General features: G+C 74.2%; 16 protein-coding genes and 1 tRNA gene. 10 read left to right on the top strand and 7 right to left on the bottom strand.

The genetic code is table 11. The annotated features are described in order from the left end of the window. The first annotated feature begins 4 nt into the window (after positions 1–4). The 5 genes from meaB (at position 5) to CHC11_RS34890 (ending at position 3,920) form a co-directional block, all read left to right on the top strand. Positions 5–991 carry a methylmalonyl Co-A mutase-associated GTPase MeaB gene (gene meaB, locus CHC11_RS34910; RefSeq protein WP_089316156.1) on the top strand — a complete coding sequence of 329 codons (987 nt, stop codon included), beginning with the start codon at positions 5–7 and terminating at the stop codon, positions 989–991. A 79-nt stretch (positions 992–1,070) separates the two neighbouring features. Further along, positions 1,071–2,072: a GNAT family N-acetyltransferase gene (locus CHC11_RS34905; RefSeq protein ID WP_089316155.1), complete on the top strand. Its 1,002-nt coding sequence runs from the start codon at positions 1,071–1,073 to the stop codon at positions 2,070–2,072. A 92-nt stretch (positions 2,073–2,164) separates the two neighbouring features. Beyond that, positions 2,165–2,235, top strand: a tRNA-Asn gene (locus tag CHC11_RS34900). A gap of 25 nt (positions 2,236–2,260) precedes the next feature. Continuing rightward, entirely contained in the window at positions 2,261–2,701 is a 441-nt protein-coding gene (locus CHC11_RS34895) for an HNH endonuclease (protein ID WP_089316154.1), read from the top strand. A gap of 196 nt (positions 2,702–2,897) precedes the next feature. Beyond that, entirely contained in the window at positions 2,898–3,920 is a 1,023-nt protein-coding gene (locus tag CHC11_RS34890) for a coiled-coil domain-containing protein (RefSeq protein WP_245920161.1), read from the top strand. 48 nt (positions 3,921–3,968) lie between these two features. On the opposite strand, the gene CHC11_RS34885 is transcribed toward CHC11_RS34890, so the two are convergent. After that, complete coding sequence (locus tag CHC11_RS34885) at positions 3,969–5,024, bottom strand: Gfo/Idh/MocA family oxidoreductase (RefSeq protein WP_089316153.1); 1,056 nt, start codon at positions 5,022–5,024, stop codon at positions 3,969–3,971. Positions 5,025–5,151: 127 nt separating this feature from the next. Here CHC11_RS34885 and CHC11_RS34880 point away from each other — a divergent pair, with 127 nt between their 5' ends. Both CHC11_RS34880 and CHC11_RS34875 read left to right on the top strand, forming a co-directional pair. Next, positions 5,152–6,801, top strand: a complete 1,650-nt coding sequence (locus tag CHC11_RS34880) for an NAD(P)/FAD-dependent oxidoreductase (protein WP_089316152.1) — start codon at positions 5,152–5,154, stop codon at positions 6,799–6,801. After that, complete coding sequence (locus CHC11_RS34875) at positions 6,798–8,231, top strand: ATP-binding protein (protein WP_089316151.1); 1,434 nt, start codon at positions 6,798–6,800, stop codon at positions 8,229–8,231. The genes CHC11_RS34880 and CHC11_RS34875 overlap by 4 nt, the downstream gene beginning before the upstream one ends. On the opposite strand, the gene CHC11_RS42245 is transcribed toward CHC11_RS34875, so the two are convergent. Continuing rightward, the gene (locus tag CHC11_RS42245) at positions 8,225–8,458 is read right to left on the bottom strand and encodes a VOC family protein (RefSeq protein ID WP_218826375.1); all 234 of its coding nucleotides are present in this window, start codon (positions 8,456–8,458) and stop codon (positions 8,225–8,227) included. The genes CHC11_RS34875 and CHC11_RS42245 overlap by 7 nt on opposite strands. Before the next feature lie 76 nt (positions 8,459–8,534). Further along, positions 8,535–9,329: a class II aldolase/adducin family protein gene (locus CHC11_RS34865; RefSeq protein WP_179279159.1), complete on the bottom strand. Its 795-nt coding sequence runs from the start codon at positions 9,327–9,329 to the stop codon at positions 8,535–8,537. Between the two features lie 127 nt (positions 9,330–9,456). Here CHC11_RS34865 and CHC11_RS34860 point away from each other — a divergent pair, with 127 nt between their 5' ends. The 3 genes from CHC11_RS34860 (at position 9,457) to CHC11_RS34850 (ending at position 11,871) form a co-directional block, all read left to right on the top strand. After that, positions 9,457–10,605 (top strand): helix-turn-helix domain-containing protein, encoded by a 1,149-nt coding sequence (locus CHC11_RS34860; RefSeq protein WP_089316150.1) that lies wholly within the window; start codon positions 9,457–9,459, stop codon positions 10,603–10,605. Between the two features lie 70 nt (positions 10,606–10,675). Beyond that, complete coding sequence (locus CHC11_RS34855) at positions 10,676–11,542, top strand: LLM class flavin-dependent oxidoreductase (RefSeq protein ID WP_218826374.1); 867 nt, start codon at positions 10,676–10,678, stop codon at positions 11,540–11,542. Further along, entirely contained in the window at positions 11,542–11,871 is a 330-nt protein-coding gene (locus tag CHC11_RS34850) for a DMT family transporter (RefSeq protein WP_089316148.1), read from the top strand. The genes CHC11_RS34855 and CHC11_RS34850 overlap by 1 nt, the downstream gene beginning before the upstream one ends. Positions 11,872–11,879: 8 nt before the next feature. Here the strand turns inward: CHC11_RS34850 and CHC11_RS34845 are convergent, their stop codons facing one another. The 4 genes from CHC11_RS34845 to CHC11_RS34830 all read right to left on the bottom strand — a co-directional run bounded on the left by CHC11_RS34845 (position 11,880) and on the right by CHC11_RS34830 (position 15,996). Beyond that, positions 11,880–12,734 (bottom strand): helix-turn-helix domain-containing protein, encoded by an 855-nt coding sequence (locus tag CHC11_RS34845; protein WP_089316147.1) that lies wholly within the window; start codon positions 12,732–12,734, stop codon positions 11,880–11,882. A gap of 35 nt (positions 12,735–12,769) precedes the next feature. Then, positions 12,770–13,519, bottom strand: coding sequence for a hypothetical protein (locus tag CHC11_RS34840; RefSeq protein WP_089316146.1), 750 nt, complete (start codon positions 13,517–13,519; stop codon positions 12,770–12,772). Positions 13,520–13,697: 178 nt separating this feature from the next. After that, complete coding sequence (locus CHC11_RS34835) at positions 13,698–15,107, bottom strand: aldehyde dehydrogenase family protein (RefSeq protein WP_245920159.1); 1,410 nt, start codon at positions 15,105–15,107, stop codon at positions 13,698–13,700. 235 nt (positions 15,108–15,342) lie between these two features. Further along, complete coding sequence (locus CHC11_RS34830) at positions 15,343–15,996, bottom strand: hypothetical protein (RefSeq protein WP_089316145.1); 654 nt, start codon at positions 15,994–15,996, stop codon at positions 15,343–15,345.

The following is a 15,996-nucleotide window of genomic DNA, read 5'->3' as shown; positions in this document are numbered from 1 at the left end:
CGTCGTGAGCGCGCCGGGCCTCGACGACTACGCGGCCGGGGTGCGGGAGGGGTCGCGGGCGTGGATCGCGCGGGCGATCACGCTCGTGGAGTCGGCCCGCCCGGACCACCGGGAGCTGGCGCAGAAGCTGCTGGTCGAGCTGTCCCCGCATGCCGGGAACGCACGCCGGGTCGGGATCACCGGCGTGCCCGGGGTCGGCAAGTCCACGTTCATCGACGCGCTCGGCACACGGCTGACAGGGGAGGGCGGCAAGGTCGCGGTCCTCGCCGTGGATCCGTCCTCCACCCGGACGGGCGGCAGCATCCTCGGCGACAAGACCCGCATGCACCGCCTCGCCACCGATCCGGCCGCGTTCATCCGCCCCTCGCCCACCGCCGGAACGCTCGGCGGCGTCGCGAAGGCCACCCGCGAGGCGATGGTGGTCATGGAGGCCGCCGGGTACGACGTCGTCCTGGTCGAGACGGTCGGCGTCGGGCAGTCCGAGACGGCCGTCGCCGAGATGGTCGACTCCTTCCTGTTCCTCACCCTCGCCCGCACCGGCGACCAGCTCCAGGGGATCAAGAAGGGCGTCCTGGAACTGGCCGACGTCATCGCGGTGAACAAGGCCGACGGCGAGCACAGGCGAGAGGCCGAGCGCGCCGCCCGCGAGCTGGCGGGAGCGCTGCGGCTGCTGCGCAGTGACGAGCGCGTCCGCGCCGCCCAGGTCCTGACGTGCAGCGCCAAGGAGGGCACCGGCCTGGAGGAGGTGTGGGGCGCGCTCGTGGAGCACCAGGACCGGCTCCGCGAGTCCGGCGAGCTGGAGGTCCGGCGGCGCCGCCAGCAGGTCGGCTGGACGTGGGCGCTGGTCCGCGAGCGGTTGCTGTCCGACCTGCGCGGGCATCCCGGTGTCCGGGAGGCGGCGCCCGGCCTGGAGCGGGAGGTCGCGGAGGGGACGCTGACGCCCGCGCTGGCCGCCGAGCGCATCCTGGAGGCGTTCTCGCGGGACCGCTGAACGGGGTTCCCGTATGTCCGAAACCTTGGGTTGTCCCAGGTCCCGGTCGCGGCGCACGGGGATCAGGTACAAAAGTCGGATGGACGTCATCGCGCTCGATGATCCGACGGACGCGCAGATCCGGGAGTGGCACTCGGTGCTCGCCGCCGTCCACGCGGCCGAGCCGGACGGCGAGCCCGCGCCCGACCTGGAGCGGACGGCGCGGCTGCTGCTCGGCGCCGAGGCCGGCTCGCGGCAGCGGCTGTGGGCGGCGGCCGCCGGCGGACCCGGGGCGGACGGCGCCCTGGTCGCGGTGGCGGCGCTGCGGCTGCCCGGCGGGCCGGGCGCCGAGCGTCCCGGCGAGGTCGACATCCAGGTCCGCCCCGAGCACCGGCGGCGCGGCCTCGGCGCCGGGCTCCTCGCCGCGGCCGCGGAGGGGCTGCGCGCCGACGGCCGCTCCAGCGTGATCGCGCAGGTCCTCGCGGGCACCCCGGCCGTCCCGTTCCTGGAGTCGCACGGCTTCGAGTGCGTGCTGACCCTGCGCGGCATGCTGCTGCGGCTGGACGACGTCCCCGCCGAGCGCGTGGCGCGGCTGCTGGCCGAGGCGCCCGCCGGGTACCGGCTCGTGCGCTGGCGGGGCGTGGTGCCGGACGAGCACGCCGACGCCCTCGCCCGCGCCAAGCACGCCATGGCCGACTTCGCCGAGTACGACTGGACGCCCTGGGACGCGCACCGCGTCCGCGAGATGGCCGAGATCGTCGCCAAGCGCGGCGACGACCTCTACACGGTCGCGGCGCTGTCCGGAGGCGTCATCGCCGGGTTCACCGAGGTCGTGGTGCCGGCCGGGTGCGTCGGGCGCGCGGCGCAGTACGACACGGCGGTGCTGCCCGAGCACCGCGGCAGGCGGCTCGGCATCTGGGTGAAGGCGGCGATGCTGCGCTGGCTGGGGGAGGAGTGCCCCGGCGTGCGGGAAATCGAAACGGACAATTCCGGCGACAACGCGCACATGCTCGCCGTGAACGAGGAGCTCGGCTTCCGCCTGGAGCGCGAGTCCCTGGAGTTCCAGGCGGCCGTGTCGGCCCTCCCCGCCGCCGGCCGCTGACCGGAAAACACGTTGCCCCCGCGGCCCTCCGCTGGGCATTCTCATGGAGGCCTTCCGGGAAATGCCCGGAAGGCGGAGAATTGCCGAAGCATTTCCTCGTAGTTCAACGGCAGAACGCCGCACTGTTAATGCGGATATCCAGGTTCGAATCCTGGCGGGGGAGCGGCACGGGCTAGGGAGGTGACGCGGTGAACGTGCTCGTCCTGAACGCGTCGTACGAACCCATGCAGAGGGTCGATCTGCGGCACGCCATCCGCATGCTGGTGCGCGAGGTGGCCGTGGTCGAGGAGGCGGAGGAGGGGCGCACCTTCGGCCGCTTCCCGGTCCCCCGGGTCCTGCGGCTCGTCCGCTACGTCGCTATGCGCTGGAGGCACGGCAGGCGCCCGCCCTGGAGCAAGCGCGGCGTGTACGTGCGCGACCGGGGCCGCTGCTGCTACTGCGGGAAGCGCGGCAACACGATCGACCACGTCCACCCGCAGTCCCGCGGAGGCGCGGACACCTGGGAGAACACCGTCCTGGCGTGCGGCAGGTGCAACAACCGCAAGGGCGACCGGACGCTCGCCGAGGCCGGGCTGCGGCTGCTGTCGCAGCCGCGGGTGCCCCGCTGGGAGGAGCTCGTCGGGCCGTGACCGGGGGCGCCGGGTCCGCCCGGCGCCATCGGGGGAGGGGCCGGACCGCATCGCGCGGTCCGGCCCCTGGCCTCTCGCCGCGGCGCCGTCCGGTAGCCCGCGCGTGACTCTGTGTGTTTTGTGAAGCTTGTGAGGTAATTAGGGCGATTGTGGTAATGTGCCGCCAATCTTGAGCTTTGTTATCTAGGAGAGATCTGTGGCGGCCCTCGATCCCCCCGGCAGGACTCCCCGCCCCCCGCGCGGGCGCGGAACGGCGAAGCGCCTCGCGGCGCTGGCCCTCGCGGCGGGCGTCTCGGCGGCGCTGCCGCCGGTGTCCGGGAGCGCGGCGGCCCTCCCGCAGGAGCCGAAGGACCTGAAGAAGGAGTACGCCAAGCTCAAGGCGCGCTCGGAGAAGCTCTCCAAGGAGTACCGGGGAGAACTCCTCTCCCTGGAGGAGGCGAAGAAGGCCGCCGTCCGCGCGGGCGCGGACGCGACCAAGGCCGGCCGCGAGTACGACGCCGCCCGCGTCGACGTGGCGCGCCTGGCGTCCACCACCTACATGACCGGCCGCCTCGACGTGATTCCGATGATGTCCTCGGCCGAGCCGGGCGCCGCCGTCCGCGACGCCGCCGTGATCGAGCACATCACCCGCAACAACGGCCGCCGCATCCAGAGCCTGGAGGCGCTGAACGCCAGGGCGGCCCAGTCGAAGGCGACGGCGGGGAAGAAGCTGGACGCGGTCAAGAAGGAGATCGACGACCTGGAGGGCCAGCGCGCCCGCGTCAAGAAGCTGCTGGCCAAGTACAAGCCGGAGGTGACCCGCACCGCCGTCCCCGGCGGCGGCGGGCGCCCGGACGGGGCGAGCGGCACCAAGTCCCCGATCGTCGGGAACTCGATGACCGCGCGGATGCGCACCGCGCTGCTGGAGATCGACGGGAAGTTCGGCGCGTTCCCCACCATCGGCTGCTCGCGCCCCGGCGACCCGCAGGACCACGGCTCGGGCCGGGCCTGCGACTTCATGGAGAGCACGGGCGGCAAGATGCCGAGCGCCTCCGCCCAGGCGCACGGCGACCGCGTCGCCCAGTACGTGATCGACAACGCGTCCCGCCTCGGCATCAAGTACGTCATCTGGAAGCAGCGCATCTACGACATGCGCGGCAGCGGCGGCTGGAGCCAGATGGAGGACCGCGGCAGCGTCACCCAGAACCACTTCGACCACGTCCACGTCTCCGTGCTCTGACGGGTCCGCGTCCTTCGGCGCCGTCGCCGGGACGCCGCGCAGGTGCCCTCACCGATCGCCGAGTTCGACGACGGCGGAGTCGCGGGCGGAGCGGGCGGCGGCCTCGATGACCTCCAGCCCGGTGATCGCCTCGGCGAGCGTGACCGGGGGCGGTGCGCCGTCCCGCAGGGTGCGCAGGACGCTCGCGTAGAAGTCGTGGTAGGCCCCGGCGGCCGTGGGCTCCGGGGTCTGGTTTCCGGGCGTGCCGAGCAGGCCGCCGGACCCGGGCGGGGCGATGCCGTAGCCGGGGTCCTTGGGGGTGAGGCCCGCGCGGAGCTGCTCCTCCTGGACGTCCATGCCCGAGACCGCGTACGCCGCGCTGCCGCCGAGGACGCGGAAGCGCGGGCCCGGCTCGGCCGCGGTGGCGCTCATCCAGAGGTGCGACCGGGCGCCGCCCGGGTGGGTCAGGGCCACGAACACGTCGTCGGGGGCCACGGCTCCCGGGCGGCGGGTGTCGATCTCGGCGTAGACCCGGTCCGGGGGGCCGAGCAGCGTGATCGCCTGGTCGACGAGGTGGGACCCGAGGTCGAACAGGATGCCGCCCGCGTCGCGGGGGTCGGCGCTCTCCTTCCAGCTCTCCCTGACCTCCGGCCGCCAGCGCTCGAAGCGGGACTCCAGGCGCCGGACGTCGCCGAGGGCGCCCGCGGAGACCAGCCGCCGCACCGTCTGGAAGTCGCCGTCCCAGCGGCGGTTGTGGAAGGGGAAGACCGGCAGCCCCCGGACGGCGCTCAGCGCGGCGAGGGAGCGGGCGTCGGCCGAGGCCGCCGCGACGGGCTTGTCCACGACGACGGGCAGGCCCGAGGTCAGCGCGGTCCGGGCCAGCGGCACGTGCTGCCGGTTGGGGGCGGTGACCACCACCAGGTCGCAGGCGCCCGACGCCCCCCACAGCCGGTCCACGCTGTCGAGGACCTCCGCCTCCGGGTACCGCTCGCGCACGGCCCGCTGTCGCTCCGGGGCGCCGGTCACGACCGCGGCCAGCCGCATCCCCGGCACGGACGAGATCAGCGGGGCGTGGAAGACCGAGCCGCCGGTGCCGAATCCGATCAGGGCAACACGCAGATCCATGTCCCGATCATGACCGATGGCGCGGCGGCGACCGGGCGGCGGGGCCCCGGTCGGCGGATCCGGTCCCGCATCGCGGGGCCGGATCCACGTAGGCTTTCGTACGGGGTTGTGTCGGATCGAGGGGGACATGTTGTCCAAGCCAGTGCTGCTGACGGTCGACGACGACCCGGGTGTGTCCCGGGCCGTGGCGCGGGACCTGCGCCGCCGGTACGCCGAGGCGTACCGGATCGTGCGCGCCGAGTCGGGCGGGCAGGCCCTGGAGGCGCTGAGCGGACTGCGGCTGCGCGGCGACGACACGGCCGTGCTGCTCGCCGACTACCGGATGCCCGGGATGGACGGCGTCGAGTTCCTGGAACGCGCCATGGACCTGTTCCCGTTCGCGCGCCGGGTCCTGCTCACCGCCTACGCCGACACGGACGCGGCGATCCGCGCGATCAACGACGTCGACCTCGACCACTACATGCTGAAGCCGTGGAACCCGCCGGAGGAGAAGTTCTACCCGGTGATCGACGAGCAGCTGGACGCCTGGGCGCGCGTCGACCGGCGCCCGCCGGGCGAGCTGCGGGTGGTGGGGCACCGCTGGTCGGCCCGCTGCTACGAGGTCCGCGACTTCCTGGCCCGCCACCAGGTGCCCTACACCTGGCTGATGGACGGCGACCCCGAGGGCGCCCAGCTGGTCGCGGCGGCCGCGTGCCCGGAGCTGCCGCTGATCGTGACCGCGGACGGGACGACGCTGTCGGCCCCGTCCGACGCCGAGCTGGTCGCCGCGGTCGGGCTGCCGAGCACCCCGTCCACCGGCTTCTACGACCTGATCGTCGTCGGCGGGGGCCCGTCCGGGCTCGGCGCGGCCGTGTACGGCGCGTCCGAGGGACTGAACACGGTGGTCGTGGAGCGCCGCGCCCTCGGCGGCCAGGCCGGGCAGAGCTCCCGCATCGAGAACTACCTCGGCTTCCCCGACGGGGTGAGCGGCGCGCAGCTCGCCGACCGGGCCCGCCGCCAGGCCGACCGGTTCGGCGCCGAGCTGCTGCAGGCAGGCGAGGTGACCGCGCTGGAGTCGCGGGGCACGGCCCGGGTGGCGCGGCTGTCGGACGGCACGGAGATCGCCGCGCACGCCGTCATCCTCGCCACCGGCGTCTCCTACCGGCGCCTCAACGCGCAGGGCGTGGACGACTTCGTCGGGCGCGGGGTGTACTACGGCGCCGCGCTCACCGAGGCGCCGTCCTGCGCGGACGAGGAGGTCGCCGTCGTCGGCGGCGCCAACTCCGCGGGGCAGGCGGCCGTGCACCTGGCCAAGTACGCCAGGAAGGTGCACATCATCGTCCGGGCCGACGGCCTGGAGAAGTCGATGTCGCACTACCTGGTCGAGCAGATCGCGGCGACGCCCAACATCGAGGTGCACACCGGCAAGACGGTGTGCGCGGCGGAGGGCGCCGACCGGCTGGAGCGGCTCACGTTCGCGTGGCCGGGCGGCAAGAAGACCATCGACGCGCACTGGCTGTTCGTGTTCATCGGCGCGGAACCGGGCACGCAGTGGCTGGACGGCTTCGTGGAGCGCGACGTGCGCGGATACGTCCTGACCGGGCCCGACCTCGTCGGCGGGGGCCGCCGCCCCGCCGGGTGGCCGCTCGCCCGCCAGCCCTACCACCTGGAGACCAGCGTCCCCGGGGTGTTCGCGGCGGGCGACGTCCGCGCGGAGTCGATGAAGCGGGTGGCGTCCGCGGTCGGCGACGGCGCGATGGCCGTCGCGTTGGTCCACCGTTATCTGGAGCAGGCATGAACACGGCGACACCGGAGCAGCTGCGGGAGCTGTTCCTCTTCGAGGACCTGGACGACGAGAAGCTCGGCTGGCTGTCGGCCTGCGGGACGGTCGCGGACTACCCCGTGGACGGGATCATCTGCGCCCAGGGCGATGCCGCCGAGTTCCTCTACGTGCTGCTCGACGGCGAGATGGTGATGACCCAGAACGTCCGGGGCCACGTGGCGCAGGTCAGCCGGACCGACCGTCCCGGCACCTATGGCGGGGCCGTGCAGGCGTACCTGGGCGACAAGATCGAGCAGAGGTACCAGCACTCGCTGCGCGCGACGCGCCCGTCGACGGTGTTCGTGCTGCCGGCGCGCAAGTTCGCCAAGATGGTCCGCAAGTGGTTCCCGATGGCCACGCACCTGCTGGAGGGCGTCTTCTTCGGGATGACCAACGCGCGGCGGGTCGTCGACCAGCGCGAGCGCCTCACCGCGCTCGGCACCATCACCGCGGGCCTCACGCACGAGCTGAACAATCCGGCCGCCGCCGCGGCGCGGGCCAGCGCCGAGCTCGGCGACCGGCTGATCGGCGCGCAGGCGAGCCTGGCCGGCCTCGCCGCGCAGGGCGTCGACTGCACCCACCTGAGCGCGCTCGTGGCGCTGCGCCCGGTGCTGCCCGCCGCGCCCGGGGGGCGCCGCAGCCCGCTGGAGGTCAGCGACGCCGAGGACGAGCTGGGCGACTGGCTGGAGGAGCACGGCGTCGGCGACGCCTGGGACCTGGCGCCCGGCCTGGTGGCCGCCGGGATCGGCGTCGGGCAGGCCGAGGAGGTCGAGCGGGCGGCGGGCGACCACCTGCCGGCCGCGATGCGCTGGCTGGCCGAGGTGCTGGAGGTGACCCAGCTCCAGGCGGAGATCTCCGAGGCGATGGGCCGCATCACCGCGCTGCTGGACTCGGCCCGCCAGTACTCCCAGCTCGACCGCGCGCCCTACCAGCGCACCGACCTGCGCGAGCTGCTGGACAGCACGCTCACCATGCTGAAGCGCAAGTTCGGGGACGGTGTGACGGTCAAGACCGTCTACGACGAGACGCTGCCGCCCGTCCCGGTCTACGCGGCTGAGCTGAACCAGGTGTGGACGAACCTGATCGTCAACTCGCTCTACGCGATGCAGGGCAGCGGCACACTGACGATCCGCACCGCCCGTGAGAACGACTACGCGCTGGTGGAGATCGCCGACACCGGGACGGGCATCCCCGAGGAGGACCTCGACCGGATCTTCACGCCGTTCTTCACCACCAAGCCGGTGGGGCAGGGAACGGGGCTCGGCCTCGACATCTCCTGGCGCATCGTCGCGGACCGGCACGGCGGCGACATCCGGGTGGAGTCGCTGCCCGGCGACACCCGGTTCCAGGTCCTGCTCCCGCTCACCGAGCCCGCCGAGGAGTCCGCCGAGGAGTCCGCTCAGTAGGACTGGACCTCCAGCAGGTTCCCGCCGGGGTCGCGCAGATGGGCGATGCGCAGCCCCGGCCCCCACTCGGGGCGGTCCCGCGGTCCGGCGACCTGGACGGCGCCGAGCCCGCGGAGCTGGACGAGGTCACCCGCCGCGCGGCCGGGCTGGACGCCGAGCTGCTGGCGCCGCTCACCCCGGACGACCGGGCCGCCCTGGAGCGCATCGCCCGCGTCCTGCTCGCCCACCACGATCCGCGGGCGCGTCCGGGGCGCGCGAAGGCCCCGGCGCCGCCGAGCGCGCCGGGGCCGGGGGAGGGGCGGCCTACTCGAACAGGTCGGGCTGCTCGCGGGTGATCTGGTCGTAGAGGGGCTGGTAGTTGATCCAGCCGACCAGGTCGTTGCCGATCTGCCCGTGGGTCAGGACGGCGTTGTCGTGCTCGATCGGGACGACCTGCCCCGCGGCCTTGGCCAGAAGCTGCACCTGGCAGGAGCGCTCCATCGTGATGAACCACCAGGCGGCGGCGTCCACGGTGTCGCCGACGGTGAGCAGGCCGTGGTTGCGCAGGATGACGGCCTTGTGGCCGCCGAGGGCCGCGGCGATGCGCTTGCCCTCCTCCAGGTCGGTCACGACGCCGGTGTAGTCGTCGAACAGGCCGTGGTCCTGGTAGAACGCGCACACGTCCTGGGTGATCGGCTCCAGCTTCTGCCCGAGCGCCGAGATCGCCCGCCCGTGGGTGGAGTGGCTGTGCGCGGCCGCCACCACGTCCGGGCGCGCCTGGTGCACCTGGGAGTGGATCGCGAACGCCGCCTCGTTGACCGGGTAGCGGCCCTCGACGACCTTGCCCTCGTGGTTCACCAGGATCAGGTCGCTGACCCGGACGTGCTTGAACGACATGCCGAACGGGTTCACCCAGAAATGGTCGGTGCGCTCGGGGTCGCGGGCGGTGATGTGCCCGGCCACGCCCTCCTCGAAGCCGAACTTGCCGAAGACGCGCAGCGCGGCGGTGAGGCGCTCCTTGCGGTGCCGGCGCTCGTCCGCGACGTCGTCGAACGCGGGCGGCAGCCGGAAGATCAGGTCGGTCGGCAGCTTCTCCAGGAACTCTTCCTCGTCGGACATCGCGCACTCCTCGGGCTCGTCTCCCGACCACCGAACACCACCGTCCGGCCTCCCGGCTAGACCGGCGGCGCCCAATGCCCGCGAACCTGGTTGTCCGGAGGGGACAACGAGGCCGCACAATGGGTGGATGGAGCCCAGCGCCGGCGACCGCTTCCTGCGGTTGCTGATCGAGCACACCGATGATCCGGTGCTGCTGGAGGCGACGGTCCGCGCCGCCCGCGGCCGGTCGGAGCTGGTGGCCGCGCTGCCGGAGGAGGAGACCAGGCGGCACACGCGTGCCCTGGTCCACGGGGTGCTCGCCGCGCTGGAGGACGGCCGGCCGAGCGAGGAGGTCCTCGCGGCGGCGGAGCGGCTCGGCTCGGACCGGGCCCGGCAGGGCGTGCCGGTCGCGGCGTTCCTGGACGGCTTCCAGGCGGGTCGCGCCCACCTCGTCCGGGCGCTCGTCGCCGACGGCCGCCGGATGGGCGTCCCGGACGCGGCGCTGCTGGACGGCGTGACCCGCATCGATGAGATCACCACCGCGCTGGTGCGGCGGATGGTCCACGCGCACCGGGTCGCCGAGCTGGAGATGGCGCGGACCGTCCGCGAGGGTCGCCTCCAGATGCTCCGGCAGCTGCTGCACGGCGAGTCCGTCCCCGTGCTCGCCCCGCTCGACCCCCGCGCCGCCTACCACTGCGTGGTCTCCGACGTCAGCGACCCGGCCGTGGCGGGACGGCTGGAGTCGGCGCTCACCGCCGCCGGGCCGGGGCTGTGCGGGCTCGTCGACGGGCGGCTCGCGGCCCTCGTCGCCCGGCTGCCAGGCCCGCGGGCCCCGGTCGCAGGGCCGCCGGGCCCGCTGCTGGTGGCCGCCCCGCCCGCCCGTCCCGGCGAGATCGCCCCGATGTACGCGCTCGGGCGGCGGGCGCTGCGGGCGGGCGCCGCCGCCGGGCTCACCGGGATGCGGGAGCTGGCCGACCTCGCGCTGCTCACCGCCACCGAGGCCGAGCCGGAGCTCGGCGGGCTGCTCGCCGGCACGCTGCTGCCGGGCCTCGACCCTGGCGAGCCGTTCCACCGGGACCTGGCCGAGACCGCGCTGGCCTACCTCGACCACGGCGGCCGGATCGAGCCGACGGCCGCGGCGCTGCACGTCCACGGCAACACCGTGAAGTACCGGATCCGCCGCTTCCAGGAACTGGCCGGGCGTCCGCTGCTCGCCCCCGGCGCGGGCGCGGCCGTGTCGCGCAGCGCGAACTGGTGGTGGGCCCTGCACCGGTGGCTCGCGCGGTCCGGTGCGTGAACCGCCGCGGCGGGATGTATCTATTGGTGGGGGCGTTCCGCGGGGGACGCCGGAGAGGACGGAGGAGCCGGTGACCGCACCGAGGATCGGCGCAGTGATGTGGCCCATGCAGTCCTGGCCGGAGGCCGGGGATCTGTGGCGGCGTGCCGAGGACCTCGGGTTCCGGCACGCGTGGGTGTACGACCACATCGCCTGGCGCGGCACGACGCCCTGGTACGACGCCTTCACCACGCTCGCCGCCGCCGCCGCGGTCACCTCCCGCGTCCGCGTCGGCACGCTGGTGACCTCGCCGAACTTCCGGCATCCCGTTCCGACCGCGCACGCGATCAAGACGATCGACCACGTGAGCGGCGGGCGCCTGACCGTCGGCGTCGGGGCGGGCGGCACGCGCCGCGCGTCCGACGCCGGGATCCTCGGCGGCGACTGGAGCCCGGACGAGCGGGCCTCCCGCTTCGCCGAGTGGGTGGAACTGCTGGACCTCCTGCTGACCGCCCCCGAGACCTCCTTCGAGGGGAGGTACTACACCGCGCGCGAGGTCGTGCAGGAACCCGGCTGCGTCCAGCGCCCCCGGGTGCCGCTCGTCATCGCGGGGGACGGGCCGCGCGGGATGCGGGTCGCGGCCCGGCACGGGACCGGCTGGGTGACCAGTGCCCACGGCGAGGGAGACGAGCCGTACGGCATCGTCCGCTCCCGGCTGGAGGCCCTGCGCGCCGCGTGCGACGCCGAGGGCCGCCGTCTCGACGACCTCGTCCTGCTGACCGGCTTCAACGAGGAGCCCTGGCTGGAGTCGGCCGGCGCGTTCGCCGACCTGGCCGGCCGCTACGCCGAACTCGGCATCACCGAGATCGCGCTGCACTGGCCCCGCCCCGGCTCGCCGTTCGAGGCGGACATGAAGGTCTTCGAGGCCGTCGCCGCCGAGCACGGCGAGGCCCGCTGATGCCGTTCGTCCTGCTCGGCCTGGCGATCGCCTTCGAGGTGACGGCGACACTGGCGATGCGCGCCTCCGACGGCTTCACCCGGCTGGGGCCGTCGCTGATCGTGGTGGCCGGGTACCTGATCTCCTTCGTCCTCATGGCCAAGGCGCTGACGTCGCTGAACGTCGGGCCCGTCTACGCCATCTGGTCCGCGCTCGGCACGATCGGCGCGTTCGCGGGCGGCGTGCTGCTGTTCGACGAGCCGGTCAAACCGGTGACCATCGCCGGCGCAGCCATCATCGTGCTCGGCGTCGTCGTGATGAACCTGGGCGGCGGCGTGCACCAGGGCTGACGGCCGGCTCAGGCGGAGGCGTCGGCCGGCGTGGAGACGCGCTGCTGCTCCAGCTGGCCGCCGAGCAGCTCGGTCGGCGTGCAGCCCGACAGCGTGCGGAAGTCCCGGTTGAGATGGGCCTGGTCGTAGTAGCCGCAGGCGAACGCGGCCTCGGCGAGCCCGGTGCCGCCGAGGAGCAGCCCGACGGCGCGCTGGAAGCGCAGCACCCGCGCCATCACCTTGGGCGGCAGCCCGGCCTGCTCCCGGAACCGGTGGGTCAGGTGCTTGCGGCTCCAGCCGACGTCGGAGGCGAGGTCGGCGACCGGCATGGCGGGGTCGGCGATCAGCAGCCGCCACGCCCGGGCCACCTCCCGGTCGGGGACCGGACCGGCGTCGAGCCGGCGCAGCAGGAAGGCGTCCAGGATGGCGAACCGCGCGCCCCAGTCCGGCGCGTCGCCGAGCCGCTCGACCAGCGTCCGCGCCTCCCGGCCGAGCAGGTCGGGCAGGTCGGCGGCGGCGTTGGTGAGCCGCGCCATCGGGACGCCGAGCAGCGTGTAGGCGCCCAGCGGGGTCACGTCGAGCTGGATGCCGCGCTGCCCGCCGGGGCTGAGGTACATGCCGTGGCCGTCGTGCATCCCCGCGACGAACGACCCGTACGCGCGGTCGCGCACCCCCGGGTCGGGGACCTCCAGGTGGAGCGGCGGGCCCAGGTTGAGGATCACCACGGTGGTGCGGGTCGGCAGGGTCCGCATCCGGGACGGCACGGCCTCGGTCTCCCAGTAGCCGTCGTAGGCGCGCAGGAACGGGCGCAGCGCGGGATGGGGACGGCCCCGCGCCAGAAACCAGCCGCCCCGGTCGCTGAACTCGACCGGCCTGTCGCTCATGGGCCAGTCCTACCACGTGAGGACGACAGGGCAGGCTACTCGTACATCTGCCCGCACACGGCGATGCGGGCCAGATCGGTCCAGCTCATCGTGGTGATCGTGCGGACGTAGGAGCGCGCCGTCGGCTCGCCGGGGCCGGCCGGCAGCGGCACGCGGGCGCCGTCGGCCGCGTCCCACCCGCCGAGGCTGCCCGCCACCGCGCACTCCAGGTAGGTCGCGGGGTCGAAGTTGTACCAGCGGGCCGGGGTGGCCCGGGCGCCGGAGCCGGGCGGCCGGGGCGCCTCCACGCCGAACCGGGCCTGCGGGCCCGGGGGAGCGGCCAGGAAGTCCTCCAGGTCGGCGATCTGGGAGAGCAGGACCCGCTCCCAGTCGGTGTACCGGTCCGGCTCCTCGCCGGGCAGCGACAGGTCCTTGCCGCTCCAGGCGGGGTCGAAGGCGGGGGGCGGCGTGGCGGCGGCCGCCGCGAACATCGCCGCCACGTCGTCGGGCTCCAGCCGCGCCTGGTCGGCGAGCGCGGCGCCGACCTTCCACAGCGAGCGCAGGAACGCCGACAGCGACCACGAGGCCGCCCTCGCCTGCTGCCCCAGCTGCAGGAACACCAGGTACAGGTCGCGGTTGGTGCGCACGGCGGGGCCCGGCGGGCCGTCCACCCAGTACATCTGCCGGTGCCGGACGCCGCTTTCCAGGACCATGACCTGGGCCAGCGCGGAGATCCGGGAGTCGTGCGCCGCGACGCGGAAGACATTGCCGAGATCGTCCTGCCGCATGACGTCCCAGGTGTCCATCCGGCTCCTCCAGGGTCGGTGCGGTGATCAACGCCCCCGTCCGGAAAGTGTCCCATTCCGGGACCGGTCCGCCAGCAGCGGCCGCATCACTTTCCGGACGCGAAGTCGTGCCTTTCCGCTCATGCAGGGCGTGATGGAACAGGGTAGGGGCCCTGCCCCCGGGCCCCTGCCGGACGTGTCAGCCCTTCGAGCGGTGGATCACCTGGAGCTCGGTGAACCCGTACAGGCCCCATGGGCCGTTCTCCACGCCGACGCCGCTCCACTTGAACCCGCCGAACGGCTGGTTGGGGGCGAGGGCCAGGTGGGTGTTGACCCACGCGGTGCCGCACTCCAGCCGCCCGGCGACCTCCGCTGCCCGGTCGGCGTCGGCGCCCCACACCGATCCGGACAGTCCGAAGTGGGTGCCGTTGGCGCGGGCGACGGCGTCCTCCAGGTCGGTGTACTTGACGATCGGCAGTGCGGGGCCGAACTGCTCCTCGTCCACGATGCGGGTGCCGTCGGAGACGTCGGCGAGGATCGTCGGCTCGAAGAAGTAGCCGGGCCCGTCGATCGGCTTGCCGCCCGCCGCCGCGCGGGCGCCGCCCGCGAGCGCGTCGGCGACCAGCTCACCGACCCGCTCGTACTGCGGCCGGTTGTTGATCGGCCCGTACTGGACGCCCTCGTCCATCCCGTTGCCGACCCGCGCGGCCCTGGCCCGTTCGGCGAGCGCGTCCACCACGTCCCCGTAGAGGGCCTCCGGGACGTACACGCGCTTGATCGCCGAGCAGACCTGCCCGTTGTTCTGGAACGCGGCGCCGAACAGCCGGTCGGCGACCGCGGCCGGGTCGGCGTCGTCGAGCAGGATCGCCGGGTCGTTGCCGCCGAGCTCCAGCGTGACGCGCTTCAGGTCGGGCGCCGCCGCGGCCGCGACGCGCTTGCCGGTCGCGACGCTGCCGGTGAAACTGATCTTGCGGGGCACCTCGTGCCCGGTCATCCAGGCGCCGAGCTCGTCGCCGCCGGTGACGACGTTCAGCACGCCGGGCGGCAGGACGTCGCGCAGCACCTCGCCGAGCTTCAGGCTGGAGAGCGGCGTGAACGGGGACGGCTTGAGGACCATCGTGTTGCCCGCGAGCAGCGCCGGGGCGAGCTTCCAGACGGCCAGGAGCAGGGGGTAGTTCCACGGGGTGATCGCTGCGACCACGCCCATGGGGCGGCGCACGACCTCGACCCGCGCGTTCGCGTCGTCCTGGATGACCTCGCGGGGCAGTTCGAGGTCGGCGAAGTACTTCAGCCACACGCCCGCGCCGACGACCTCCATGGTCGCGTCGGCCAGGGGCTTGCCCTGCTCCAGTGTGAGGATCCGGCCGATCTCCTCGGACCTGGCGAACATGACCTCGGCCGCCGCGAGCAGCGCCTTGCGGCGCGCGGCCTCGTCGCGGCGCCACTCGGTGAAGGCGGTCTGAGCCGAGGCCATCGCCGCGTCGAGCTGCTCCCGGGACGCGTCGGGCGCCTGCTCGGCCACCTCGCCGGTCGCCGGATCGATCACGCCGAAGGCGCCGGGCGCCGTCACGGCCTGGCCGTCGATGGTCATCGAGAAGTTCTCGGACACCTGGTCCTCCGCTCACGGGGTTACCGAACGGGATTCAGTATTCACCCTCACCGCCTTCCTGACGAGCGGCCGGGGCGCCCCGGCGGCGGGACGGGCGGCCGGCGGCCGGCGCCAGGACCGGTCCGGCGGCATTCCGGCGAGCCGGGGCGGCGAGCGGTCTCCTAGTTCCAGAACGGCGGAGGCCGGACGCCGACGGGCGCCCCCGCTATTTCGCGAGGGCGCCCGTTTCGGCAGGTCAGGCGGCGAAGATGCGGTCCAGAAGGTCGCGGTAGCCGCGCAGCGCCAGCCGGAGGCGCTCGGTGTCGGCGGGCTCGCCGCCGTCCAGCGCCTCGGTGAGCGAGCGGCGGTGCTTGGCGAGCGCCTGCGCGAGGGCGTCGACCGCCTCGGAGGCCAGGCCGTCCGCCTTGCGCACCGACTCGCCGGGGTCGTCGACGAAGGCGGCCTGAACCTCGTGCCACCGCTCCCGGAACCGCTCGGCCTCGCCCGAGGCGATCAGCTTCTCCTTGACGCCGCCGGCTGCGGCGCCCGGAGCCGCGCCCGGCTTCGGGGAAGCGGCATGCTCGGGCTCCGTGCCCGGGACGGGGATCCCGGTCGGGTCGGTGTCCCGGGTGGACGGTTGGGCCTGGTTGGCCTCCTGGCTCGGAGTCTTGATCGCGCCCGCGTCCCTGACGGGGGTCCTGGTGCGGTCCGTGCCGCGGTGGGCCGGTACCGGGTCCGGGACCGTGTCGGGCACGGTCTCCGGCGCCTGCGTCCCAGGGGCGGTCGGGTGGGGACCGGCGACGTGCCGGTCGTCGGTCGTCCCGGGTTCCGCCGTTCCCGCGGCGCGGGCGCGCTCGCCGGTGAGCGGCCCGGCGGCGGGCGTTCCGGTCTCGGGTCGCCTGTGCTCCAT

The sequence above is a fragment of the Actinomadura mexicana genome, from assembly GCF_900188105.1.
Lineage (GTDB): Bacteria > Actinomycetota > Actinomycetes > Streptosporangiales > Streptosporangiaceae > Spirillospora > Spirillospora mexicana.
The sequence above is the reverse complement of the archived record's forward strand: the minus strand, read 5'-3'. Positions and strand labels throughout refer to the sequence as shown.